A 23,900-nucleotide genomic window follows, 5' to 3' on the forward strand; every position below is an offset into this window, starting at 1 on the left:
AACGTCAGTGCTTTCCGCTAGAGACCACTGGGGAACCGAAGACGCCCGCCGAGACGCGAATGCCCATATCCTCGAAACGGTCGATGAACCGTGGCCTAATGCCGGTGGGGACCGGAGTTCCCAAGAAACGGCCGTGCTGATCCACGCCCGCAGAATAGTCGAACACGAAGGCGTCCTGGAGGGTGACAATGTCGCCCTCCATGCCTTGGACCTCGGTCACATGAGTTATGCGGCGGGTGCCGTCTCGCAGACGGGAAATTTGGATGATCAAGTTGACAGCCGACGCGATCTGCTCCCGGATGGCACGCAGCGGCAAATCCATTCCGGCCATGAGGACCAGGGTTTCAAGACGGGCGATCGCATCGCGTGGTGAGTTCGAGTGCACAGTGGAGAGGGAGCCGTCGTGGCCGGTGTTCATTGCTTGAAGCATGTCAAGGGACTCCCCGCCACGAACCTCGCCCACTACGATGCGGTCCGGCCGCATGCGGAGCGAGTTGCGAAGCAGCTCGCGGATCGTCACTTCGCCCTTGCCCTCAGTGTTAGGCGGCCGGCTTTCCAGACGCACCACGTGGTCCTGCTGGATCTGCAGTTCCACGGCGTCCTCTATGGTCACGATACGCTCGTTGGCAGGGAGGAACGATGACAGCACATTCAAGAGGGTGGTCTTACCGGTTCCCGTGCCGCCTGAGACGATGATATTCAGCTTCGCCTTGACACAAGCGTTCAGCAACTCGGCCATTTCAGGGGTGAGCGTACCAAACTCAATCAAGTTCTGAACAGTCAGAGGCACTTTGCTGAACTTACGGATGGTCAAGGAGGAACCGCCTACGGCCAGGGGAGGAATCACGGCGTTTACACGAGAGCCGTCTTCCAGACGCGCATCGACCAATGGAGATGACTCGTCGATGCGCCGTCCCACCTTTGACACAATGCGCTCAATAACCTTGCGCAGGTGCTCCTCCGAGCTGAATCGGGATTCAGTCAACGTCAGCTTGCCCTTGCGCTCCACATAAATCTGGTCCATCCGGTTCACCATGATCTCGCTGACAGCCGGGTCGTCCAGCAATCGCTGCAGAGGACCGTAACCCAGCACATCATCGGCCACGTCTGCGACTAGGCGCGAGCGCTCCTCAAGTGTCAGCGGCACCTGCTCGGCATCAATAATGCGGATAAGCTCCTCCCGTGCAGTGCTGCGCAGCTCACTCTCGGTGACGCCGGAATCATTGAAGCGTGCTCCCATACGTTCAAAGAGCGCGGTCGCCGCCCGCTGCTTGAGTGCCGCGAAGGCGTCAACCGGCTGCTGAACCTTAGGCTTGAAGCCTTCCTTCTGTGTGGCTGTAGGTTGTGAGGGCCTCGCAGTTGGCTCGTGCCGCGCCGCTCTTGGCTGGTTTGGTTCACGGCGCACCGCTGGCGGGACTGGCACAGGCTGTGCTTGTGACTCAGGGATTGCCCGCGTTCTGGGCCGGAGGGCTGTCACCGCAGGTGCCGGGGCAGGAACAGCAATGGAGGCCACTGCTGCGGCCGGGGCAAGGGCGGGTTGTGACTTCGCTTGGGCGGCTCGGATGCGTTCGGACAGCTTCATCTAAACAACCACCCGTCGGTGGCTTTTCCGTTGGCCCTTGGCCTGACCGGCAGGGCTAAACCGTTCCACGAGCTGGGCAAGTCCTTTCACCGCGGGATCCTTCATACGTTCCTGGAGGACCGGAACCCCACGGTTCGTGGAAAAGGCAACCCCACGTGAGCGCGGGACACTGACATCGACCGGAGCGCCAATGGTCGATTCAACGTCCTGGACAGTGAGGCCGCATTTGGGGTCCGCCATGTTGAGCACCACGTGCCTCCCCTCGGGCAGGATGTCGAGCTGGCGGAGGACATCCAAGCCCGAGCGCAGGCCGCGGACGCTGGGAATGTCCATGGCGCTGACCCAGACCACGTCGGTGCATGCTTCCATGGCCGCCAGTCCTATCTCAGGCAGTCCGGGTGCGGTATCCACAACTACATACTGGAATTCATCAGCCAGTTGTTCCAGCAGGCGGGTGACCTGTTCGGGGGTGATGTGGTCGGCTTCGACCGGGTTGTCCGGCGCGCACAGGGCGTAGATGCTCGAAGGATGCACCGTGAGGAATGCTTTGAGCACCAGCGTGTCCTGGCTGGCTGCTGAGGAGACCGCGTCCGTAACGGTGTGCTCCGGATTGAGGTAGAGCCCTGAGGCAACATCACCGAACTGGAGGTCGAGGTCCACCACCACCACGCTCATCGGTGCAACTTTGCCCAGCCCCACGGCGAGGTTGGTAGCGATAGTCGTCTTGCCTACCCCGCCCTTGGGCGAGAAGATGCCAATCACACGTCCCTTGCTGCTTTGGACCTGCTGCGGCTGTCCCATTCGGTGACGGCTGGCGAAGGACTGGCAAGCTCGTTCCAACAACACGCGCAGCTGGGCGGGATCGGCAGACGGATTGAGGATATCCCGCACGCCGGCCCGCATTGCCTGCAGAATGAGTTCCGGGTCAGGCTCGCTGACGAGAAGAACTGTAAGGTCCGGAACCTGCACGTCGAGCACGGTGGCTAGGCGCAGCGCTTCGTCGATGGGCACATCCGGGCCGAGGATGAGGACCTCGGGCTGTTCCTGGTTCAGCTGGGCGAACAAATCGTAGGGGCCGGCAGGCAGGACATTCGTGAAAAACGTTTGCACTCCGCCTTGCAGCCCGCCCGCCACTGCCTGCCGCAGGCGTCCGTCGAAATCTGCGTTCGGCGTGATCAGGACGAAGCGGCTCACTTGTAGACCTCACTTCGCTCAATGATCCGGGGACCGCTGTCCTTGGCGTTGATGGGTTCCTTGCTGAGCCAGATCTTGCCGTATTCGGCGGCGAATACGATTTTGGCTGCATCCACATCACTGACGGCAACAGTGAGCATGAGCGACCCCACGGGAAGGGTGGTATCCCGGGGATCGGCTGCATTGGCGTCAGCGCCGGCGGTGGCCGTCGGAGCCGGGGAGGCAGTGGGGGCCGCTTCCGGCGCTCGCTGCACTGCCGTTACGAGGGCCTTGCGCACGGTCAGTTTGGTGGTTTCCTTATCCGCCCTGTCCTCAAGGCCGCCTTTATCCATGGAGACGAAGACGCCGACGTGGTCGCCGGGAACCAGCCGGCCTCCGACGACGCGGTCCGGTTCCAGCTTGAAGGAGACTTCCTGCAGCCCGGAGGGGATCTTTACAGTGCCCCCAACCTTGACATCCTCCCGAGCAACAAGTCGCTCGGAAACCAGCTGCTCCCCGGGAACCAAGTCAACTGCGGCAACCTTGCCTTTAAAGGAGTCCAAGGACTTTAGGGAAGAGCCAGTTACGGCAGAGGCTGGTACCTGTTCTGTAACCAGGGAAGCAGCCATGGACTCAACAGGTGTGCCGGCAGGAATGGCCGCCTTGACCACCAAGACGTCCACCGGCTCGAGATTCTCGACGGCCCGCTGGTCTGCGCCTTGGGCATAGGAAATGACTAACAGTGCGCCGAAGATGGCGAGGATAACTGCTGCCGCTCCCGCCAACAACCGAGACTTCACTTACTTCTCCTGAGGATCTTGATTCATGGAATTGCATAGGTCTAGCTGGCGAGTTCGACGACGGTCGCACCGTCTGGGTCTACGTCCCCCAACTGATATCCGTCGACCAGGGACGCATACTCTACAAACGTCCCAATGATCCCCTTGCACTGAGTAGCCTCGCGGCACTCAAACTCGGCAGGGACGTCTGGGAAACGATTACGAAAGGTATATGGAAGTGTGCTGCCGCCGCTGAATTTCCAACCAGCTACTTTGAAAGCGGCTAGTGTCTTTAGCTTGTACACGGCGCCAGCCCCGGTGCCAGTAACGGCATTGAAAACTGGCAGCAGCACAATGACGTCGCGTCCCGCATTGATGTCTGCCGCCCAAGAATTAAGCAGAGCTTCACAATATGGAGGCGGATTGTTGCCAGTGTCTCCGCCACTTTCGCTGGCTGCTATGTCGATAATCGCCCCACAGCCGCCGGTGTCTTGGTTCAGGCCGCCGAATCCACCGGGGACTGGGGCGCCCGAAGGGCCATAGTTGCAACCCTCATTCTTCATTTTGCCATGCAGCTGTAGTAGCTGCATCGTTCCGCTCTTGTCGCGCACCTGACAAATGGAAACAGTTATGGGGAAGGGTGTTATGCCTTTTTCCGGGCTACCCCACCGTACGCTTGACCTGGCGTTTACTTCACTGCTGGGAAAGCCGAGAGCACGGGCAAACAAAAGGGACACGCTGTTCGTGGTACCGCCGAGCTCTTTTGCACCTGTTGTCACAACCACAGTGCGGCTGACCTTATCGAGGGTGATAGATTTCACATTGCTAAGGCCATCCACTGCATTTCTGTTGGCCAAATCTGTTGCCAGCGGTGAAGACGGAGAGCATTCAGGATCACTTTCGTCCTTGGCGCATTTTTGGGCCAGCATGAAGGCCGCTGAGTCCGCTCCGTTCTGCAGTTGCGCACGCTCTGAGTAGAGCATGGCGACGTCGATGGAGATGGCGGCAAATCCGAGCAGCACCACCATGACCATTGCGACGAGGACGGCAACGCCGCCGCGCTCCCCATGGACGGACACTGCTACCCGCCGCACAGCATTGCCCCAGTTCCCGACATGGCAAACGGGCCCGCGACACCCGTCATCGTGGTGAGGCTGTAATTGACGGTTACTGTAACTTGCCGCCCAACGGAGCAAGACGTGGGCGCGGGAGTCGTTTCGGGTATATTCCGAAAGGAGAATACGATATCCGAATCTTTTAGTTTGGGGTTAAGGGCGTCGGCAGCGTTCTTGGTTGCGCTAATGGCAGCGCTTTGGCTGTTGTTGATCGCCATGTTACGAACACCTTCGCGGGCTGCATTGGTCAGCGCAACCTGGACATTGTAGGCGCGGCCGAATTCCATGATGCCGAGGAGCAACATCACCAGGACAGGCGTTAACAATGCAAACTCGACGGCAACCGCCCCGCGTTCAGTTGCCTTCTCCATCCTGATGCCTTTCAAAGTGCGCCCTTGTCGGTCGACTAGGAACCAGCGAAAGGGTGGCGGAAGCTTTGAGACTTCCGCCACCCGCAGCTTAGGTAATGATTAAGCGTTGCATGCAGCCGGAGTGGTGGTGCCATTGGTTGTGCTGGCGGCCGTGTAAGTCTTGCCCTGGACGCCGCAGGCAGCGGTCTGGAACATGGTGGCGATCTGCCCCCCAAGGAAGGTGACGGCGAGGACGATGGCGACTGCGATGAGGGAGACCATGAGGCCGTACTCGACTGCGGTGGCACCCTTTTCTTCGCGACGAAGGCGGGCAGAGAGGTTGGTGTAGAGAGAAATCATTTTGAACTCCTGAGCGAGTGAAGGGAAGCTGGTCCGTCACCAGCTCTGTAAACAGCATGCAACGTTATTTCCTCCCACGGCACGGAATTTGCCACATCTTGTGCCAAGATTTACGAATCCTTGCATTTCCTGCGGTTTAACTGCGGCAACCTTGCATTTACCTGCGCCTTTGGCACACACCAAAGGACCCCTCGGTGCTGGGGTCCGAGGGGTCCGGTCTCTGGAGTTGGTATCAGGCCGGCAACGATGACCGCGTTGCGCCCAATAACCATGATCAGCCGCTGAAAATCGAAATAATGCTCATCACGGTCGGTCCGAGCACCACGATGAAAAGGGTCGGCAGGATGAAGAAGATCAGAGGGAAGAGCATTTTCACCGGCATTTTCATGGCATGTTCCTCTGCCCGCTGCTTCCGCTTAATGCGCATGTCGCCTGCTTGTGCCTTCAGAACTCCTGCGATGGCCACGCCATAGGTATCGGCCTGGACTACCGCCCGGATAAAGCTACGTACGTCGGGTACATCTACGCGTTCTGCCATGGCAAGATATGCATCCTTGCGGGAGAGTCCTACCTGGATGTCCTGAAGGGTCCTGATGAGCTCCTCCGCCATTGGTCCCGAGCCGTTCGCACCGGCCCGTCCCATGGCCGCTTCGAATCCCAAGCCGGCCTGAACGGAAATGAGCATCTGATCCAGTGCAGTAGGCAGCTCCAGGCGGATAGCGGCCCGGCGTTTCTGGGCACGGTTCCGCACCAGAAAATCAGGCGTGAAGTAGCACAAGGCGGTGACACACAGCAGTGCGAGGAATCGGGGAGGAGAAGGAGAGCCAGCAAAGTGCAGGTACCCCACGACTGCCCCGGCAAAGGCCAGGAGTGGTTTGACCATGACGAGCCTGGCCAGCGGCCAATCCTTCGGGCGTCCGGCACCTGCGAGTTGTTTGTCCAGCCAGCCGGCGTAGCCCTTGGGCATCATCCGCTGGCTGGCAAGCACCAGCTTCTCGTTGGTGCTGAGCGCCGGACCCTTAGCTTTTGACGTCTTGCCGAGGTTGGCTTGGATATTGCGAAGGCCGGCGCGGTCGCCGGTGAAGGCAAACCATGTCATGGCCGTAACTGGTGCGACTACTGCCAAGATCGCCGCGTAAGCAAGTGGTTGCATTCGAATCACGTCCTTTCTAGAACCTGGGCTTGACGATGCGGCTGAGCCAAAATCCGCCAGCGGTAAGGAGTAACAAGGCGGCGACAATCATCAAGTAGCCGGGGAGGGTGCTGGTGAAGACGCGGGAGTAGAGGTCATTGAACATCGTGAGTCCGATGAACATCACGACGGGGAGCGCCATGAGAACAATGGCTGACATTCGTCCTTCGGCACTAAGGGCCCGGATCTGGCCCCGCACCTGGTTACGGTCACGGACGGTATCGCCCAAGTGGTCCAGCACCTCTGCCAGGTCACCGCCTACCTCCCTATGGATATCGATGGCCTGGGAGATGGAGAGGAAATCCTCGCTTCGTGTCCGCCTTGCCACATCTTCCAGCGATTCCCCCAAGTCGCGGCCAATACGGGTCTCATTGACGACCCGGCTTAGTTCCTCTGACATGGGAGGTTGGCTTTCCTGGGCGGCGGCGTCGACAGCGCGGAGGAGGCTGTGCCCGGCCCGCAGGCCTCCGGAGAACATCTGCAGGGTGTCCGGGATCTGGCCGGCGAACTGGGCTCGGCGGCGGCCGGCCAAAACGTTCAGCAGGAGATGGAGTGCAGCGGGGGTCAGCAGGGCGAGCAAGGAAGCCGCGAAGAAACCACCCAGGAAGAATCCGAGGACTGCAAGAGTCAGGGTGATGACGCCTGCCATCAGCAAATAGTCCCCAGGTTCTTTCTTCAGTCCGCATTCATCCAGCCGGTCCTGGCTCAGCGGCCCGGGACCCCGCCTCTTGATGCCGTTGCCCAACGCTCCCACGGCCTGTTCGGTCAGCCGGTTCAATACCGACCGCTCCGCCGGTGCATCGGGTCGCCGACGGGACAATGGCAAGGCGGATCTTGACCGCAATGCCACGCCGAAGACCAGGAAAATCGCTAGATACAGCAGGACCAAGCCGACGACTAAAAAGGTGGTGTCGCTTGCCACCGTTACCGCCCCCTTGCGGGCGCTCGAGCGGACAATGCAGCCCCGAACACCGTTGGCGAGATCTCAATGCCCAGCTCGGCGAAGCGATCAGTGAACCTGGGACGCACACCGGTGGGCACCGGCTTGCCGAGGAAGCGCCCGTTGGCGTCGACGCCTGCCGAGTAGTCAAAAACGAAGGCATCTTGAAGAGTTACGATGTCACCCTCCATGCCCTGGACTTCCGTGATGTGGGTGACCCTGCGCGAGCCGTCACGGAGCCTTGTGATCTGTACGATCAGGTTCACGGCAGAAGCAACCTGCTCGCGGATGGCGCGAAGCGGGATGTCCATGCCGGCCATCAGGACCAGAGTTTCAAGACGGGCAATCGCGTCCCTGGGGGAGTTGGCGTGCACTGTGGAGATGGAGCCGTCGTGGCCGGTGTTCATGGCCTGCAGCATGTCCAGACACTCGCCGCCACGGACTTCGCCCACCACGATCCGGTCCGGCCGCATGCGAAGGGAATTCCTGACCAGGTCCCGGATGGACACCTCACCTTTGCCCTCAATGTTTTGAGGCCGGCTCTCGAGCCGCACGACGTGCTCCTGCTGCAGTTGGAGCTCCACGGCGTCCTCGATGGTCACAATGCGGTCGTCCGTTGGGATGAATGAGGACAGCACATTGAGGAGAGTCGTTTTTCCGGTACCGGTACCGCCGGAAACGATGATGTTCATCCGGGCCAGCACGCAGGCCTGGAGGAGCTCCGCCATCTCGGGGGAGAGACTGCCCAATGCGATCAGATTCTGCACAGTCAGGGGATCACGGCCGAACTTGCGGATGGTGAGGGCTGGCCCGTTGACAGCAAGTGGCGGAATGATCGCATTGACGCGGGAACCATCCGTAAGCCGGGCATCCACCAAAGGCGACGATTCGTCGATGCGCCGGCCCACCTTCGAGACGATGCGCTCGATCACACGACGGAGCGCCCCATCCGAACTGAATTTCGTGTCCGTCATCAGGAGGCGTCCTTGACGTTCCACGTACACCTGGTCGTAGCGATTCACCATTACCTCAGTGATGGTTGGATCATCCAGGAAACGCTGAATGGGTCCGTGGCCCAGCACGTCGTCAATAATTTCACGCATCAGCCGTTGCCTCTCGGACGTAGACAGCGGAACCTGTTCCTCGTCTACTACGATCTTGAGTTCGCCACGGACGAATTGGTGGAGCTCCTCGTCCTCAAGTGATGAATCGGTGATTCGTGAGCCAAGCCGCTCAAACAGGGCTTGGGTTGCTCGTTCCTTGAGGGCATTCAAGGCTTCACTGGCGGCGGAAGCGGTTTGCGGTTGTTCCAAGACTGCTGTGGCGCTCGCAGCTGCTTCGGCGGTCTGCGCCTCATGCTTTTGCCCAAGGGTGGCCGGAGCCAGCTTCGGTTCATAGACGCCTTCGAAGGGCTTGGGTGATTGGGGTTCGGTCTTCGCCTCACCGCGGAGGAGCTGAAACCGGTCTGTGAGGCTCACTGCACTACCGCCCTTCGGTGGAGCTTCTTATGGGGTCTTTCTTCCCAGTCGGGCTTGAACCGCTCCACCAACTGCCGGAGACCTTTTGCGGCCGAGTCCCGGCTGCCGTCCTGCAGAATGGGAACGCCTTTGTTCGTAGAAAAGGGCAGCGTTTTGGAGCGGGGCAACGCGACGTCGACAGGGGCCCCGATGGTCGCTTCGACGTCCTGCAGCGTGAGCCCAGCGCGGCGGTCCGTCATGTTGAGGACCACATGGCGCTTTTCGGGCAGCAAGTTGAGCTCTGTCAGGATGTGGAATCCGGTCTTGAGACCCTTAATGCTTGGCACATCCATCCCGCAGATCCATACAGCGTCGGTCGCCTGCTCGAGCGTTGCCAGAACGTGCTCTCCCAGACCGGGAGCGGTGTCCACCACGATGTAGTGGAACTCCTCACGGAGCTGATTGAGGAGCCGGGTGACGTGCTCACCGGAAATCCTGTCCATCTCCACAGGGTTCCGCGGGGCGCAGAGGGCGTAGATCCCGGCCGGGTGCACCGTCAAGTAGGTCTTTAGAACCATGGAGTCCTGGCTGGCCGCACCCACGACGGCATCGGTAATGGTGTGTTCCGGGTCAAGCATCAGCCCGTTGGCGACATCGCCGAACTGCAGGTCCAGATCTACAATCACCACGCTCATCGGAGCGGATTTCCCAAGACCAACCGCCAAGTTCGTCGCCACGGTCGTTTTGCCGACCCCACCCTTGGGGGACATGACCGCGATGACTCTTCCGCCCGCTCCGTGGTCGGCGTGCTCCGACGTTCCAGGCGCCAGACCCCGACGGCGACCGGCAGCCGCCAGACTGGCGCGCTCCAGCATGATCCGGACGGAGTCAGGGTCTGCCATGGGATCAAGGAGGTCCCGGACCCCGGACCTCATGGCCTGCAAAACCACTTCGGTGGACTCCGGGACAACGAGGATCACACTGATCTCCGGGTACTGCAGGTCCATGACTGCAGCGAGTTTGAGGGAGCCCTCCTCGTTAAGTCCCGGTCCCAGTATGAGAACTTCGGGAGGTTCGCCCACCATTTGGCGGAGGAATTCCTGGGGACCATCGGGAAGATAATCCGCCTGAAACACCTGGAGGGAACCGTGCATGCCAGCTACGGCCAACTGCATCCGGTGTTCGAAGTCAGCGCTTGGCGTGATGAGGACGAAGCGGCTCATCGGAACAACCTTGCGCTGGTGACGACGCCCGAGGTCGCTTCGAGGGCGTTGGCCGGTTCCTTCGAGAGGTACACGCTGCCAAATTCGGTCGCGTAGACAATGCGTTCTGCATCGGCGGAGCTGCGGGCCAGGGTGATGAGGTACGTGTCATCCGAGGTATCTGATTTCTTGGCTGTCAGGGCGCCGGCCGATTTTTCGCCTTCTGCCGGCTCTTCCTGCACCTTCGCTGTGCTGCCATTGCTGAACTGGGCCGCGGTCACCAGAACCTTGTGGAACGTCAGCTGCGTCCCTCTGGCGCCGCCAGCGGCGGCCTCTGCTGAGAGGAAGACGCCTACAGTGTCACCAGCGGCAATCTTGCCACCGACAACGCGCTCAATGGGGAGCTTAAGAGTGATTTCCTGCATTCCGTTCGGCACCTGCACCCTGGAAGGGCCGAGGAAGGCACTGGCCTCCACGAAGCGGGTGGTGAGGAGCTGCTCGCCCGGCACCAGGGCCACTGCCGTGACTTTCTCGTTGACGTCGTTCAGGTCAGTCACCGCACCGGCTGCGATGGCTAGCTTAGGGACTTCCTTCTTGACCACGGCGTCTGACATCTTGTCCACGCCGGTGCCTGCAGCAACGGCTTTTTCGACGACGTAGACGGTTTCCGTTTCGGTGTCGGCCAAGGCACGCTTGTCCGCGCTCTGGACGTAATTGACCAAAAATACCGTTCCAATTATTGCCACAATTAATGCGGCGATACCTCCCAGTAGGCGAGCTTTCACTTTATCCCCCTTGAAAAGGATTAGTCGATGAGATCAATGGCAACGACGTTGCCATTTGGAGTTGATGACCCACCAGTGAAAAGAGCGGGGTCTGCAGCGTATCCAACGAATGTTCCGTATAGCCCGGTCTCCCCGCCTGCAAATACTCCAGGGGATGGGTCATAACTGTGCCCTGGAAAGTTCCAGCGTTCAATTTTGAATCCGGCCCATTTTTCGATCATGTATTTCGTGTGGCTGCCGGTGCATTTAGCCATTCCTTCACAGGTGTAGGCATAGACGGGGAGTGCCACCGTCTGGTCCTTCAGCGAGGGTGTCGCGTCAGGATCGAAAAGGTCTTTGCACTCGGTAGGTATTGCCAGCCCCTCGCTGCCGTCACTCCACTGACCGACGGTGGCTCGCACTTCGCACTCCACGTCGCGATTAGGGTTGAGCCAGGCGAAGCCTCCCGGGACGATTTGCCCGGAGGGATTCGTGGAGTTGCAGTCCGCTGGGTTCTTGGGCCCGGATCCGGAACTGTCGTCTTTAGCCTTGCCCTTGCCCTTGTCGTCGCTTTCCTTGGCCGGGCTTTCCTTGTCCGGACTTGGGCCGCCGCCAGAACCGCTGTGAGTGAGTATCTTGTGCGGCTGTCCGTCCTCTACGAACTCGCAGGTAGCGAACACCAGCGGCAGGACGGAGACACCGGTTGGGGGATAACGGAAGGTAGCGGTGGCGTGCGCACCGACGGTCACCGCCGGTGCATCCAGAGCACTCGCAAACATTTTTGTGAGGAAGCTGTTGCCGCCGCTCTGAGTTGTGGTCCGGACCGTCACGTGGTTCGCCACGGTCATGTCGACCTCGGCAACGCTTGATTCGCCGTCATTGGAGTTGGCGTTGGCCAGGCTTTCCGCAATGGATTCCGCGTCACCTTGACTGCAGGGAGTCTCGTAGCACGCTTCAACCACCGCGAGTGCGCCGGCATCCGCGGCATTTTGCAATTGCGCACGTTCGGCATAGATCTGACCCACATCCACTGCCAAGGCGCCGGCGCCGATGAGCACCAGCATCGTGACCGCAACGAGGACGCCGGCCGCGCCGCGTTCATTCTCGGGTAGGCGTGGCGTTTCTTTCAGCCGCCGCATCGCATTGCTCCTACTCCAGTGACGGTGACGGTGCTGCCAAAGAGGCCGGTCATGGTGGCTGCTGGATACGTGACAGTCACCGTCATGTCGTCCTCGTCGCTGCAGGTGGATGGTGTGAAGATGAGCTCGAAGTCCTCGCCGCTCAATCCAGGGGCTCCGGCAATAGCAGCCAGTGCAGCTTTACTCTGGTCGTCCTTGATCGCCATGGTCCGAGCTGCCTCACGCGCTGCCTGGGTGACGGAAATCTGCAGGTTGTAGGCGTGGGAGAACTCAACAATGCCGGCGACCAGAGCCAGAAGAACAGGTGCAACAAGGGCGAACTCGACGGCAACAGCACCCCGGGACTTTTCCGCCCTGCGCCATGGTTTGATTTTCATTGGTCCCCAGAAGTAGTTGTGTCAAGGACGGTGTAGGGTGTGCCGCTTCCAGGACAGAGGAATTGGCACACCCTAGGGGCCCTGGACTAAGGGACGATCTTCCATTTGGCGACTTCGCCGCCGAGGTCGGTGAACCACTTATCGAGCGCGTTGCCGAACACCGTCACGCCGCCGATGATGAGGAAGGCGATGAAGGCAATGAGCAACGAGTATTCTGTCGCCGTGGCGCCCTTTTCGGATGAGAGACGGTCCTTAACTCCAGAAACGAAAGCAAGAACCGAGACCATGAGAGTAGTCATTGTGATTTCCTTAAATTCGATGGAATAATTTCATCGAATTCCGGCTCCCCCCATATCCGCGAAGGGCCGGCGCTTCGATAGCAAAAGAATTGCACCGAGGCGGAAAAGCAACAATGCGTAGCTATACCCGATTTCGTCAGGGGGATCATAAGTAATCCCCCCAAGAAAGTACTCAGTCGGGAAACTCCAAGGTACGAAAAATACTTGGATTGGTAAGCCAAGCTGGCTTCTATGCTGTGAAAATCGCCCTTACATCAGGCGGGCAAATGCTTAGGCGGTGAATAAGACGACGCCGAGCGTCGCGGCCAGCATCGATGGCCCGAAGGCGACTTCCGAGGATTTCTCCGCGCACTTTAGCGAAATCAAAACGGCGGAGAAAATACCGCCCAGCACGAAGCCCAGGGCGCCTCCGTAGAACAGGTGGCTCCAGCCCAAGTAGCCCAAGTACAGGCCTACGGGCGCGGCGAGCTTCACGTCGCCCATTCCAATGCCGCTGGGAGAAATAAGGGCAAGAATCAGGTAGACGAGGAACAAAATGACCCCTCCGATGGCTGCCCGCAGCAGCGGGGACCAGTCTGCGGAGGCCGTGCTGCTCATGGCGAAGAGTGCAACGCCGGCGATGAGCAGAGCCAAAACGAGGGGATTGGGGAGTAGGTGGTGGGCAAGATCGATCCGCGCCAGCTGCACGGCGAGCACCGCAAGAGCCAGGAAGGCCGGCAGGGACCAGTCGCTCCCCACGCGAAGCGCCAAGGCAACACAAAGGGCGCCGGTGAGGGCCGCCGTCGTGATTCTTGTCCTTCCAGACGGAAGGCCGCCCAGGCGGGGGAGTGACCGGGCGATGAGCACTTCCGTGACCGTGCAGAGGAGCACGCCGAGCAGGCCGGCCGCGACGGCGAAAAGTGGCTCGGATCCTGCGGCGATGCTTACTGTCGGCACGAAATCTCCTTGCTGGACCGGCCCGGCGCGCTGGCGGGCCTCCCAGCCCCCGCCACCGGATACACCATTTTGACCCGGACCGTCCTCCCACGGTATATTTGACAGTCGTTGTGCGTGTCCTTTCTCGATGATGCGTGCCCGCTGAGAATCCGGTTGCAGGATAACTACTCCTCGGGCATATTCGGGACTCCAGGACCACTGGATACATAGAGCCCTCACCTCTGTTCCGGTAGCGCATAGATAGTAGGTGCACACCCTTACGTGACACCTAGACAAGAACGCCAGAACAAGAACGAGGCAAACACCGTGCGTACGTACACCCCGAAGCCCGGCGATATCAACCGCCAGTGGCACGTCATTGACGCCACAGACGTTGTCCTTGGTCGTCTTGCCAGCCAGACCGCAATCCTGCTGCGCGGCAAGCACAAGGCCACCTTTGCTCCCCACATGGACATGGGCGACTTCGTCATCATCATCAACGCCGAGAAGGTTGCCCTCACCGGCGCCAAGCTCGAGCAGAAGCGCGCCTACCGCCACTCCGGCTACCCGGGCGGCCTGACCTCCGTCAACTACGCGGAACTGCTGGAATCCAACCCGGTTCGCGCCGTGGAGAAGGCCATCAAGGGCATGCTTCCCAAGAACTCCCTCGCTGCACAGCAGCTGGGCAAGCTGAAGGTTTACCGCGGTGCAGAGCACCCGCACGCCGCCCAGCAGCCCAAGACTTTCGAAATTTCCCAGGTCGCCCAGTAGTCCTGGCCACCAAACAACTTATCTATACAAGGAGAACCGTGGCTCAGAACGAAGAGACCACCGAAGCCGTTGAGGCTGAGGAAAACCTGACCAGCTACACCTCGGAAAGCGGCGCTGCCGAAGCTGCCGCCCCGAAGAAGGAGCGCCCGGCGCTGACCGTTGCCGGCGCAGCTGTTGGCCGCCGCAAGGAAGCCGTTGCACGCGTCCGCGTTGTGCCGGGCTCCGGCAAGTGGATCATCAACGGCCGCGAGCTGTCGAACTACTTCCCGAACAAGCTGCACCAGCAGGACGTCAACGAGCCCTTCAAGATCCTCGATCTCGAAGGCGCCTATGACGTCATTGCCCGCATCCATGGCGGTGGCCCCTCCGGCCAGGCCGGTGCACTGCGTCTCGGCATCGCCCGTTCGCTGAACGAGATTGACGTCGAGAACAACCGCGCGACGCTGAAGAAGGCCGGCTACCTCACCCGTGACGCCCGCGTCATCGAGCGTAAGAAGGCCGGTCTCAAGAAGGCCCGCAAGGCCCAGCAGTACTCCAAGCGCTAATCCCGCTTTCGAAGCGCAATTCCGCTTCAGAGAAGCCCGTTCCGCCATGTTGCGGGGCGGGCTTCTGCCGTTAAACGCAGTCGGGGAACCCGCTCGGTCCCCAGCCGAGATCGGGGCCGGCGGCGCTACGTGATCCGGCGAAGAAGCGCCTGAGCAGGGCAAACGCCGCCACATGGCTAAGTGCAGGCGGCCCGGGGCAGGGAGGCGGACCCAGATCGTCTAAACTTGACCCGATGTCTACATTATTTGGAACAGACGGTGTCCGGGGCCTGGCGAATGGGCTGCTGACCGCCGAGCTCGCAATGCGGTTGGCCCAGGCCGCCGCCGTCGTGCTCGGCCATGAACGCACCAGCAGCGGTGCACGCCCCCGCGCCGTGGTGGCGAGGGACCCGCGGGCCAGCGGCGAATTCATCGCCGCAGCCGTGGAAGCAGGGCTTTCAAGCTCGGGAATCGATGTCTACGACGCCGGCGTCCTTCCCACCCCTGCTGCGGCCTACCTTGTGGCGGACCTGGACGCGGACTTCGGCGTGATGATTTCCGCCTCCCACAACCCTGCCCCGGACAACGGCATCAAGTTCTTCGCCCGTGGCGGCCAGAAGCTGCCCGACGAGGTGGAGGACGCCATCGAGGCACAGATGGGCAAGGAACCTGTCCGTCCGCAGGGCGGTGAGGTGGGACGTATCCAGCGCTTCTCCGACGCCGAGGACCGGTACATCGTTCACCTCCTGGGCACCCTTCCGCACAACCTCGAGGGCCTCAAAGTGGTCCTGGACTGCGCCCACGGCGCCGCCAGCGGCTGTTCACCCCAGGTCTTCAAAGACGCCGGCGCCGACGTCGTGGTCATCGGCGCCGAGCCCGACGGCCTGAACATCAACGAAGGCGTGGGCTCCACCCACCTTGGCCCCCTGAAGGCTGCCGTGGTGGCCCACGGCGCTGACCTCGGCATCGCCCACGACGGCGACGCCGACCGCTGCCTCGCCGTGGACCACGAAGGCAACGAGGTGGACGGCGACCAGATCATGGCCATCCTCGCCATCGCCCTGAAAAAGGCCGGCAAGCTCACGGACAACGTCCTGGTGGCAACAGTAATGAGCAACCTCGGCCTGAAGATCGCCCTGAAGGGCGCCGGCATCGAAGTCCGCGAGACGGGCGTGGGGGACCGCTACGTCCTGGAGGAAATGCGCGACGGCGGGTTCAACCTCGGCGGCGAACAGTCCGGCCACGTGATTCTCGCCGACTACGCCACAACCGGCGACGGCGTCCTGACCGGCCTGCAGCTCGCGGCGCAGGTGGCCCTCACCGGCAAGCCGCTCAAGGAACTCGCGACGGTGATGACCAAGCTCCCCCAGGTGCTCATCAACGTGAAGGGCGTGGACCGCAGCAGGGTAAGCGGTGACGCAGTGCTCGCGGACGCAGTTAGGGCCGCTGAGGCCGAGCTCGGCGACACCGGCCGCGTACTGCTCCGACCCTCCGGCACGGAGCCCGTTGTCCGCGTCATGGTGGAGGCCGGGGACCAGGGTACGGCCCAGGTCATTGCCGAGCGCCTGGCGCAGGTTGTCCAGACTGAGCTGGCCCTCACCGCAGCCTAGGCCAGCCAACTGGTGACTGAGCGAAAACTACAAAAGCGGTCCGCCTTCCCGCAGGGGAGGCGGACCGCTTTTGTTGGCCCAGCAGTGTAAGAGTCAGTGCCTACTTAGTCGGCAGATTGCGCAGCTCGTCGCGGATCTCCTTCAGAAGCGCGATCTGCGGGTCTTCGGCGGATTCCTCCTTGACGTCCTGGTTGATGCCCAACCTGCGGTTGCGGCGTTCAATCAGGTGGTTCATGGGAACGATAATGACAAAGTAAATTGCGGCGGCGACCAACAGGAAGTTGACCACTGCGGTCAGCAGGACCCCGAAGCGGACGTCCCCGAAAGCCAGGAAGTCGTCAAAGTTCGGCTGGCCTACCAGCAGGGAAATGAGCGGCATCAGCACGCTCTTGACGAGTGCGTCCACAACGGAGCTGAAGGCCGCGCCAATAACCACGGCTACCGCCAGGTCGATCACGTTGCCTTTGAGAATGAACTTTTTGAATCCAGAGAGCATGGGATCCAAACTATCGCACGAGCACCGCGGATCTCCGGGGACGGGTACCGCGGTGAGGGAGGTCAGGAATACGCCGGCGCAGGCCCCACGTCAAAATACTCCTCCAACGTGGCGATTCCGCGCTTCCTCATATCGGTGGCCGCCTCGACCCCGACGTACCGCAGGTGCCAGGGCTCGTAGTAGTACCCCGTGATCTGGTGGAACGTCCAGGGGTAGCGCACCACGAAGCCGAACCGGTGGGCATTTGCCCTGGCCCATATGGCTGCGGGCTGTTCAATGAAGCAGGGTTGGAATGCGCAGGCGCCTCCGCCGTCACCGATGTCAAAGGCCCAGCCGGTCTGGTGCTCGGAGAACCCCGGGCGCGCGGAGACGGTATCCGCCGCGGCCTGTCCCCGCGCACTGACATGGCCGTTGTACGTGGCCGTCTGGGAGGCATAGGAGCGGTAGCCGCTGGCCAGCGTCATGGACACGCCCTCGGCGGCCGCTGCGGCAAACATTTTCTCGGCTGCCGCCGCCGTGGTCCGGTTCAGCAGCGCCGCCTCGCCGGAAACGGCCAGGGCGACCCGTGGCTGCACCAGGTTCCGCGGCGCAAAGTTCGCGGGCTTCAACGGCCGCCGCTTGTTGACCACCACCCAGGGGCTGGCTGGATCCGTCAGCGAATACTGCCTCGAGAGACGGGACGCGGCCGACGGCGGAGCTGCCGCGCCGGTTGCGGGGGCGGTGGCCGACGGCGACGCTGAGGCTTTCGCCGTGCCCGGTGCTGGCGCCGGGCGGGTGGCCTGCGGGGCCGACGACTCCGCAGGGCGCGCGGAAGGTGCCGTGGACGCGGCTCCCGTCGGCGACGCTGTCCCGCGGGGCACCGCCGGTGAGCCGGTAGGCGACGGAGGTGCCGACGTCGTACTTTCCGCTGCGGACTGTAACGCGTTGGAACCTGACGGTGACGGGCCGGAACCGACCGGCGTGCAGGCCGCCAGCGCAGTCAGTCCCGCTCCCGAGAGAAGGAGCCGGGTGACGGTGCGCCGGCCCGGGGTGGGGGAGCAGTCACCGCACATGTGGGCTAGACCTTCCTGAGCAGCATGCGGCGGACAGAGTGGTCCGCTTCCTTGGTCAGGACAAGCTGTGCGCGCCCCCTGGTGGGCAGCACATTCTCCTCAAGGTTGGGCTCGTTGATCCGCTTCCAAATGTCGCGCGCGGTGTGCTCGGCTTCCTCGTCAGAGAGCGTGGCGTAGCGGTGGAAGTAGGATTCCGGCTGTGCGAAGGCCGTGGAGCGGAGCTTGCGGAAGCGGTCCACATACCACTCCTCTATATAGGACGTCTTGGCGTCCACGTAGATGGAGAAGTCGAAGAAGTCGCTCAGCGCCAGGCCCTGGCGGCCGTCATGCCGAGGGCGTGCGGGAGCCAGGACATTCAGGCCTTCCACAATGAGGACGTCGGGGCGGCGGACCACCACTTCCTTGCCGGGGACGATGTCGTAGGTGACATGGGAATACCAAGGCGCCCGCACTTCCTCCGCTCCGCCCTTGATCTCGCTCACGAACCGCAGGAGTGCACGGCGGTCATACGATTCCGGGAAGCCCTTGCGCTCCAGAAGCTGGCGGCGCTTGAGCTCGGCCAGAGGATAAAGGAAGCCGTCGGTGGTGATGAGCTCAACGTTCGGGGTTCCGGGCCAGCGGCGGAGCATTTCGCGCAGCACGCGGGCGATGGTGGACTTGCCCACCGCAACGGACCCTGCCACGCCGATCACGAAGGGCGTCCGCTGGGTCTGTTCACCGAGGAACGTGGTGGTGGCGGCATGCAGCTGGCCGGCGGCCTCCACGTACAGGTGCAGCAGGCGGGACAACGGCAGGTAGACGTCCCGGACCTCATTGATGTCCAAGGGGTCACCGAGCCCGCGAAGGCGCAGCACGTCCTCTTCGTTAAGGGGCTGCTCCATCTGGGCTGCGAGCCGGGACCAGGTCTGCCGGTCCAGCTCCACGAACGGCGATACACCCTCCCCGTTCGCTTCGTTGCGTTGCGAAGTCACCCTAGAGATTCTGCCCCTCGCAACGCCCAGAGCGAAATGGGGCTGAACGTAACGTGCCTGTTGAGCCGGCGTACACGCGGGCGTCGGCAGGGGTGCTCCTGCGGACCGGGCAGCGGGGGCGGGTCCGGAGGCGCACCACCTGGACAGGCACTCACTCCCGTTTCTTGGCCGAATCTTGATCCTTTCCGCCACCTAATCCTGAGCTTGGCACGCAAGGGTTCTGAGCAGAATGCGGATCTGCCGCCGGGTCGGAAGGATCATTCATGGGGGACAAGTCAGTAACTAAGGGAAGCGGGGCCGGAGGCACGGAGGAAACGAAGCGGACAGCCCGGGACTTCGGCGGAAGGCGCGGCAGTGTCCGTTCCACCGCAGTTGTCGAAAAACGTGGGCGGTTCCGCTTCACCGGTGCCGGCCGTGCCACCAGCCTTCTGGTGCTTCTGCTCCTGGTTCTCACCGCGATAGTCCTTGTTGTCATGCCTCAAGCCCTCGGCTGGCAGACCTATACGCTGCCGGCCAGTGCCATGACGTCGACGCATCCCGCCGGCAGCTTCCTCGTGGTGCAGCCAGCGGCGTTCAGCCAGCTCAGGAACGGCGACACCGTGGCCTTCCAGCTCACACCTGGTCGCCCCGAGGTGGGGGTGCGCCGGATCACTGGCGTGGGGGCACGTCTCGACGGTGAGCAGGTGCTGATCACCCGGGGGGTGAATAACGATGGCGTGCCTGTCCGTGCCCGCCAGGTCAGGGGGAAGCTGCTGTACGCGGTTCCGGTCGTCGGCTACCTTACCGACGCTGTGTCCACCGCCGACCGGAAGCTCTGGCTTGGGCTTGCCGCAGCCGGTCTCGCAGCTCAGGCTGCGCTCGCGGCTCTCCTTGCCAGCCGGCGCCGACGGGCTGCATACGCCAGCATTGGGCGGTGAAAGGGGCAGCCGGCAAGACCCCCGTAACAGAGGTGGTCCGACGTCGGTTCTTCCCAAAGCCGGTTAGGCTTATACCCATGTGTGGAATCGTGGGTTATGTAGGCAGTTCGTCTGGCCGGGCTAACGCCGGCCATGGTGCGTTGGACGTTGTTCTTGAGGGGCTGCGCCGTCTGGAGTACCGGGGGTATGACTCCGCGGGTGTGGCGGTGGTGGCTGACGGGGAGATTTCCTCACGGAAGAAGTCCGGGAAGCTGAGCAATCTGCTCGCCGAGCTGGAGGCGCGGCCGCTGCCGGAATCGCTGACCGGGATCGGGCACACGCGGTGGGCTACGCACGGCGGCCCGACGGATCAGAACGCGCACCCGCATCTGTCTGATGGCGGGAAGCTTGCGGTGATCCACAACGGCATCATTGAAAACTTCGCGGAGCTGAAGCAGGAGCTTTTGTCCAAGGGTGTTGTCTTCGCGTCGGAGACGGACACCGAGGTAGCCGCGGCGCTACTGGGTGACATTTTCCGGAACAAGCTCGGCGGTGACGTCTCCAACGGCGGCCTGACCCGGGCGATGGAGCTGGCCTGCCAGCGTCTTGAGGGTGCGTTCACGCTCCTTGCGGTGCATGCTGACCAGCCGGACGTGGTGGTCGCTGCGCGCCGGAACTCCCCGCTGGTGGTCGGCCTGGGGGAGGGCGAGAACTTCCTGGGCTCGGACGTGTCCGGGTTCATTGACTACACCCGCCGCGCGGTGGAGCTTGGCCAGGACCAGATCGTGACGATCACCGCGGACGCGGTGGAGATCACCGACTTTTACGGTGCCCCGGCCTCGGGTAAGGAATACCACGTGGACTGGGACCCTGCCTCGGCCGAGAAGGGTGGCTTCAGCTCCTTCATGGAGAAGGAAATCCACGACCAGCCTGATGCCGTGGCACAGACCCTCCTTGGGCGTTCGGACCTGAACGGCAAGCTCACGCTGGATGAGGTCCGTATTGATCCGCAGCTGCTCAAGCAGGTGGACAAGATCATTGTGCTTGCGTGCGGCACTGCAGCCTACGCGGGCCTGGTGGCGAAGTACGCGATCGAGAATTGGTGCCGGATCCCCACCGAGGTCGAGCTCGCGCACGAGTTCCGTTACCGGGACCCGATCGTGGATTCGAACACCTTGGTGGTCTCGATCAGCCAGTCCGGTGAAACGATGGACACGCTGATGGCCGTGCGCTACGCGCGTGAGCAGGGCGCCAAAACGATCTCCATCTGCAATACCAACGGCTCGACCATTCCGCGTGAGTCCGACGCCGTGCTGTACACGCACGCCGGTCCTGAGATCGCCGTCGCCTCCACGAAGGCGTTCCTGGCGCAGATCACCGCCGCGTACCTGTTGGGCCTGTACCTGGCCCAGCTGCGCGGGAACATCTTCTCCGGGCAGATCAAGGACGTACTGGCGGACCTGGGCAAGATCCCGGCCAAGATCCAGAAGATCCTGGACAACGCGGGGCCCCTGCGTGAGCTCGCGCGGAGCATGAAGGACGAGAAGTCCGTGCTGTTCCTGGGCCGCCACGTTGGCTTCCCCGTTGCCCTTGAGGGTGCTTTGAAGCTGAAGGAAATCGCCTACATCCATGCTGAGGGCTTCGCTGCGGGCGAGCTCAAGCACGGCCCGATCGCCCTGATCGATGACGGCCAGCCGGTCTTCGTGGTAGTGCCGTCCCCGCGCGGCCGGGACTCGCTGCACTCCAAGGTTGTCAGCAACATCCAGGAAGTCCGTGCCCGTGGTGCCCGCACCCTGGTGGTCGCCGAGGAAGGCGACGAGTCGGTCAAGGATTACGCTGAGCACGTGTTCTACGTCCCGGAGACCCCGACCCTGCTGATGCCGCTGCTCACCACCGTTCCGCTGCAGATTTTTGCCGCTGAGCTGGCCGGCGCAAAGGGTTATGACGTGGACCAGCCGCGCAACCTGGCCAAGAGCGTCACCGTAGAGTAAGCCCATGATTATTGGCATCGGCGTTGACGTCGTGGACATTGACCGCTTCGGCCGCCAGCTCGAGCGCACGCCCGGGCTGCGCGACCGGCTGTTCGTACCGGCCGAGCGGGAGCTGCACACGCGCTCCCTGGCGGCGCGGTTTGCGGCCAAGGAAGCGGTGGCCAAGGTGCTCGGCGCGCCGGCGGGCATGAACTGGCAGGACTGCTGGATCGGGCTCGACCAGAACGGCCCCACCATCCAGGTCAAGGGCACCGTGCTGGCCGTGGCCGAGGCCAAGGGCGTCAAACGCTGGCACCTGTCTATGAGCCACGATGGCGGCATCGCCACCGCAACGGTCCTGGCCGAGGGCTGACCCCGGACTGACCCATGATCAGCGCCTATACCGGAACCCAGATCAGGGAGGCTGAAAAGCCCCTGCTGGACTCAGGTATGGGCGCTGTTCTCATGCAGCGGGCTGCCTACGGCTTGGCCAACGCCGTGGCCACGGAGCTGCGTTCCCGCGGCCGGCGGCTGTACGGCAGCAGCGTTGTGGTGCTCACCGGCAAGGGCAACAACGGCGGGGACGGCCTGTTCGCCGCCGCCCGCCTTGCCGGACGGGGAATGCGTACGACGGCGTTACTCGCCTCGGACAGCGCCCATCCGGAAGGCCTGGCCGCCTTTGAGCGGGCCGGCGGCCGGGTCCTCTACCTGACCGGTGCCAACGCGGTTGAGCTGACGGCGCTAGCCGCCCGGGCCGACGTCGTTATTGATGCCCTGCTGGGGACCGGCGCCCGGGGAGGGCTCCGCGGACCCGCCGCGGAACTCGTGTCCGTGCTTTCCCGCCGGCCGCGCGGACTGGTGGTAGCTTGCGACGTTCCGAGCGGTGTGAACGCTGACACTGGGGAAGCTGAAGGGCCGGTGTTACCGGCCGACCTCACTGTCACCTTCGGCGGCGCCAAAGCGGGGCTCCTGACGGACCCCGGGGCCGACTATTCAGGCGCCGTCCGGGTGGTTCCGATCGGGATCGAGGACCACCTTCCCTGGCCCGCGCTGCGCCGCTTCGAAACGGATGACCTCGCTGCGCTGCTGCCTGCCCCTGAACGCCGCTCACACAAGTACTCCCGCGGCGTCCTGGGCATCATTGCAGGATCGTCCGCTTACCCCGGGGCTGCCGTGCTCGCCTGCCGGGGAGCCCTTGCCGCCGGTGCGGGCATGGTGCGCTACGTCGGCCCGCCCGGCGTCGCCGACTTGATCCGGCAGAGTTGCCCGGAAGTCGTCTGCAGCAACGGCACCGTGGCCGAAACCCACGTGCAGGCGTGGCTCGTGGGATCCGGAATGGACGGCGCGGACCGCGAGCAGATGCAGCGCGTACGGGATGCAGCCGAATCAGGGCTGCCCACCGTGGCTGACGCAGGCGCCCTCCCGGTGCTGCCGGACGTCCTGGCGCCCCAGGTGGTGCTGACCCCGCACGCCGGCGAGCTCGCCACCCTGCTCAAGCGCCTCGGAGCAGGACTGGAACGCGGGGCTGTGGAGGCCTCAACACTCGCAGCGGCCCGTCAGGCCGCGGGCCTGACGGAGGCGACCGTCCTGCTCAAAGGGGCCACAACCCTGGTGGCCTCCCCGTACCAGGACTTCTACAGCCAGTCCGACGGGACCCCCTGGCTGGCCACAGCCGGAAGCGGCGACGTGCTGGCCGGCGTCATCGGCGCGCTCCTCGCGCAGGTGGGGTCCGACGTCGGGCGTTTCCGTGCCGCGGGCATCGATCCGGACGAGCGCTGGGCGGCCATTGCAGCCATGGCCGCGAGCCTGCATGCCCGTGCCGGAGCGGCCGCAGCAGAGGGCGCACCGCTGACGGCGGGGCGAATCGCCGACGCGCTTCCCCAAATTTGGGGTAAAGTCAGCATGCTTAGCAAACAGCGAGCGGGAGACCGAAATAGTCAGTCCCGCCCGCTACGGTAAAACCAAG

At 62.7% G+C, this 23,900-nt stretch carries 26 protein-coding genes; 8 read left to right on the forward strand and 18 right to left on the reverse strand.

Going from position 1 to position 23,900, the window contains the following annotated elements:
• Positions 1–4 precede the first annotated feature (4 nt).
• The 15 genes from M1E01_RS05780 to M1E01_RS05850 all read right to left on the reverse strand — a co-directional run bounded on the left by M1E01_RS05780 (position 5) and on the right by M1E01_RS05850 (position 13,665).
• Positions 5–1,582, reverse strand: coding sequence for an ATPase, T2SS/T4P/T4SS family (locus tag M1E01_RS05780; protein ID WP_457974125.1), 1,578 nt, complete (start codon positions 1,580–1,582; stop codon positions 5–7).
• Positions 1,583–2,776 (reverse strand): AAA family ATPase, encoded by a 1,194-nt coding sequence (locus M1E01_RS05785; protein ID WP_457974126.1) that lies wholly within the window; start codon positions 2,774–2,776, stop codon positions 1,583–1,585.
• A complete protein-coding gene (gene cpaB / locus M1E01_RS05790) occupies positions 2,773–3,555 on the reverse strand; it encodes a Flp pilus assembly protein CpaB (protein ID WP_457974127.1) in 783 nt (260 codons plus the stop codon). The genes M1E01_RS05785 and cpaB (M1E01_RS05790) overlap by 4 nt, the downstream gene beginning before the upstream one ends.
• 41 nt (positions 3,556–3,596) lie before the next feature.
• Positions 3,597–4,613, reverse strand: a complete 1,017-nt coding sequence (locus M1E01_RS05795) for a Tad domain-containing protein (protein ID WP_457974128.1) — start codon at positions 4,611–4,613, stop codon at positions 3,597–3,599.
• 2 nt (positions 4,614–4,615) lie between these two features.
• Positions 4,616–5,020 carry a TadE/TadG family type IV pilus assembly protein gene (locus tag M1E01_RS05800; RefSeq protein WP_457974129.1) on the reverse strand — a complete coding sequence of 135 codons (405 nt, stop codon included), beginning with the start codon at positions 5,018–5,020 and terminating at the stop codon, positions 4,616–4,618.
• 99 nt (positions 5,021–5,119) lie between these two features.
• Positions 5,120–5,359 carry a Flp family type IVb pilin gene (locus tag M1E01_RS05805; protein WP_457974130.1) on the reverse strand — a complete coding sequence of 80 codons (240 nt, stop codon included), beginning with the start codon at positions 5,357–5,359 and terminating at the stop codon, positions 5,120–5,122.
• Positions 5,360–5,633: 274 nt separating this feature from the next.
• Complete coding sequence (locus M1E01_RS05810) at positions 5,634–6,512, reverse strand: type II secretion system F family protein (protein ID WP_457974131.1); 879 nt, start codon at positions 6,510–6,512, stop codon at positions 5,634–5,636.
• A gap of 16 nt (positions 6,513–6,528) precedes the next feature.
• Positions 6,529–7,329 carry a type II secretion system F family protein gene (locus M1E01_RS05815; RefSeq protein WP_457974132.1) on the reverse strand — a complete coding sequence of 267 codons (801 nt, stop codon included), beginning with the start codon at positions 7,327–7,329 and terminating at the stop codon, positions 6,529–6,531.
• A gap of 146 nt (positions 7,330–7,475) precedes the next feature.
• Entirely contained in the window at positions 7,476–8,969 is a 1,494-nt protein-coding gene (locus tag M1E01_RS05820; RefSeq protein WP_457974133.1) for a CpaF family protein, read from the reverse strand.
• Entirely contained in the window at positions 8,966–10,171 is a 1,206-nt protein-coding gene (locus tag M1E01_RS05825; protein ID WP_457974134.1) for an AAA family ATPase, read from the reverse strand. The genes M1E01_RS05820 and M1E01_RS05825 overlap by 4 nt, the downstream gene beginning before the upstream one ends.
• Positions 10,168–10,935 carry a Flp pilus assembly protein CpaB gene (gene cpaB / locus M1E01_RS05830; RefSeq protein WP_457974135.1) on the reverse strand — a complete coding sequence of 256 codons (768 nt, stop codon included), beginning with the start codon at positions 10,933–10,935 and terminating at the stop codon, positions 10,168–10,170. The genes M1E01_RS05825 and cpaB (M1E01_RS05830) overlap by 4 nt, the downstream gene beginning before the upstream one ends.
• A gap of 20 nt (positions 10,936–10,955) precedes the next feature.
• Positions 10,956–12,053: a pilus assembly protein TadG-related protein gene (locus M1E01_RS05835; protein ID WP_457974136.1), complete on the reverse strand. Its 1,098-nt coding sequence runs from the start codon at positions 12,051–12,053 to the stop codon at positions 10,956–10,958.
• Positions 12,041–12,430 carry a TadE family protein gene (locus M1E01_RS05840; RefSeq protein ID WP_457974137.1) on the reverse strand — a complete coding sequence of 130 codons (390 nt, stop codon included), beginning with the start codon at positions 12,428–12,430 and terminating at the stop codon, positions 12,041–12,043. Before M1E01_RS05840 ends, M1E01_RS05835 begins: the two co-directional genes overlap by 13 nt.
• A gap of 86 nt (positions 12,431–12,516) precedes the next feature.
• Positions 12,517–12,729, reverse strand: a complete 213-nt coding sequence (locus tag M1E01_RS05845) for a Flp family type IVb pilin (RefSeq protein WP_457974138.1) — start codon at positions 12,727–12,729, stop codon at positions 12,517–12,519.
• A 270-nt stretch (positions 12,730–12,999) separates the two neighbouring features.
• A complete protein-coding gene (locus M1E01_RS05850; RefSeq protein ID WP_457974139.1) occupies positions 13,000–13,665 on the reverse strand; it encodes a prepilin peptidase in 666 nt (221 codons plus the stop codon).
• Between the two features lie 306 nt (positions 13,666–13,971).
• Here M1E01_RS05850 and rplM point away from each other — a divergent pair, with 306 nt between their 5' ends.
• From rplM to glmM, 3 genes are all read left to right on the forward strand, one after another.
• A complete protein-coding gene (gene rplM, locus M1E01_RS05855; protein WP_011692756.1) occupies positions 13,972–14,415 on the forward strand; it encodes a 50S ribosomal protein L13 in 444 nt (147 codons plus the stop codon).
• 38 nt (positions 14,416–14,453) lie between these two features.
• On the forward strand, positions 14,454–14,960 hold the full coding sequence (gene rpsI / locus M1E01_RS05860; protein ID WP_457974140.1) for a 30S ribosomal protein S9: 507 nt from the start codon (positions 14,454–14,456) through the stop codon (positions 14,958–14,960).
• Between the two features lie 233 nt (positions 14,961–15,193).
• Positions 15,194–16,549, forward strand: coding sequence for a phosphoglucosamine mutase (gene glmM, locus M1E01_RS05865; protein WP_457974141.1), 1,356 nt, complete (start codon positions 15,194–15,196; stop codon positions 16,547–16,549).
• Positions 16,550–16,649: 100 nt separating this feature from the next.
• On the opposite strand, the gene mscL is transcribed toward glmM, so the two are convergent.
• Together mscL and M1E01_RS05875 are read right to left on the reverse strand one after the other, a co-directional pair.
• Positions 16,650–17,045 (reverse strand): large conductance mechanosensitive channel protein MscL, encoded by a 396-nt coding sequence (mscL, locus tag M1E01_RS05870; RefSeq protein ID WP_457974142.1) that lies wholly within the window; start codon positions 17,043–17,045, stop codon positions 16,650–16,652.
• Between the two features lie 62 nt (positions 17,046–17,107).
• Positions 17,108–17,677 carry a M15 family metallopeptidase gene (locus M1E01_RS05875; RefSeq protein WP_457974143.1) on the reverse strand — a complete coding sequence of 190 codons (570 nt, stop codon included), beginning with the start codon at positions 17,675–17,677 and terminating at the stop codon, positions 17,108–17,110.
• Here M1E01_RS05875 and M1E01_RS05880 point away from each other — a divergent pair.
• Entirely contained in the window at positions 17,667–18,116 is a 450-nt protein-coding gene (locus M1E01_RS05880; RefSeq protein ID WP_457974144.1) for a hypothetical protein, read from the forward strand. The genes M1E01_RS05875 and M1E01_RS05880 overlap by 11 nt on opposite strands.
• Here the strand turns inward: M1E01_RS05880 and coaA are convergent.
• Entirely contained in the window at positions 18,103–19,068 is a 966-nt protein-coding gene (gene coaA / locus M1E01_RS05885; RefSeq protein WP_457974145.1) for a type I pantothenate kinase, read from the reverse strand. The two genes, M1E01_RS05880 and coaA, sit on opposite strands and share 14 nt — an antisense overlap.
• A 263-nt stretch (positions 19,069–19,331) precedes the next feature.
• Here coaA and M1E01_RS05890 point away from each other — a divergent pair, with 263 nt between their 5' ends.
• The 4 genes from M1E01_RS05890 (at position 19,332) to M1E01_RS05905 (ending at position 23,893) form a co-directional block, all read left to right on the forward strand.
• A complete protein-coding gene (locus M1E01_RS05890; protein WP_457974146.1) occupies positions 19,332–19,985 on the forward strand; it encodes a S26 family signal peptidase in 654 nt (217 codons plus the stop codon).
• A gap of 77 nt (positions 19,986–20,062) precedes the next feature.
• Positions 20,063–21,955 carry a glutamine--fructose-6-phosphate transaminase (isomerizing) gene (gene glmS / locus M1E01_RS05895; protein WP_457974147.1) on the forward strand — a complete coding sequence of 631 codons (1,893 nt, stop codon included), beginning with the start codon at positions 20,063–20,065 and terminating at the stop codon, positions 21,953–21,955.
• A gap of 4 nt (positions 21,956–21,959) precedes the next feature.
• Positions 21,960–22,307 (forward strand): holo-ACP synthase, encoded by a 348-nt coding sequence (locus M1E01_RS05900; RefSeq protein WP_457974148.1) that lies wholly within the window; start codon positions 21,960–21,962, stop codon positions 22,305–22,307.
• A gap of 14 nt (positions 22,308–22,321) precedes the next feature.
• Positions 22,322–23,893: an NAD(P)H-hydrate epimerase gene (locus M1E01_RS05905; protein WP_457974149.1), complete on the forward strand. Its 1,572-nt coding sequence runs from the start codon at positions 22,322–22,324 to the stop codon at positions 23,891–23,893.
• Positions 23,894–23,900 lie beyond the last annotated feature (7 nt).

This window comes from Arthrobacter sp. D1-17 (assembly GCF_054130535.1).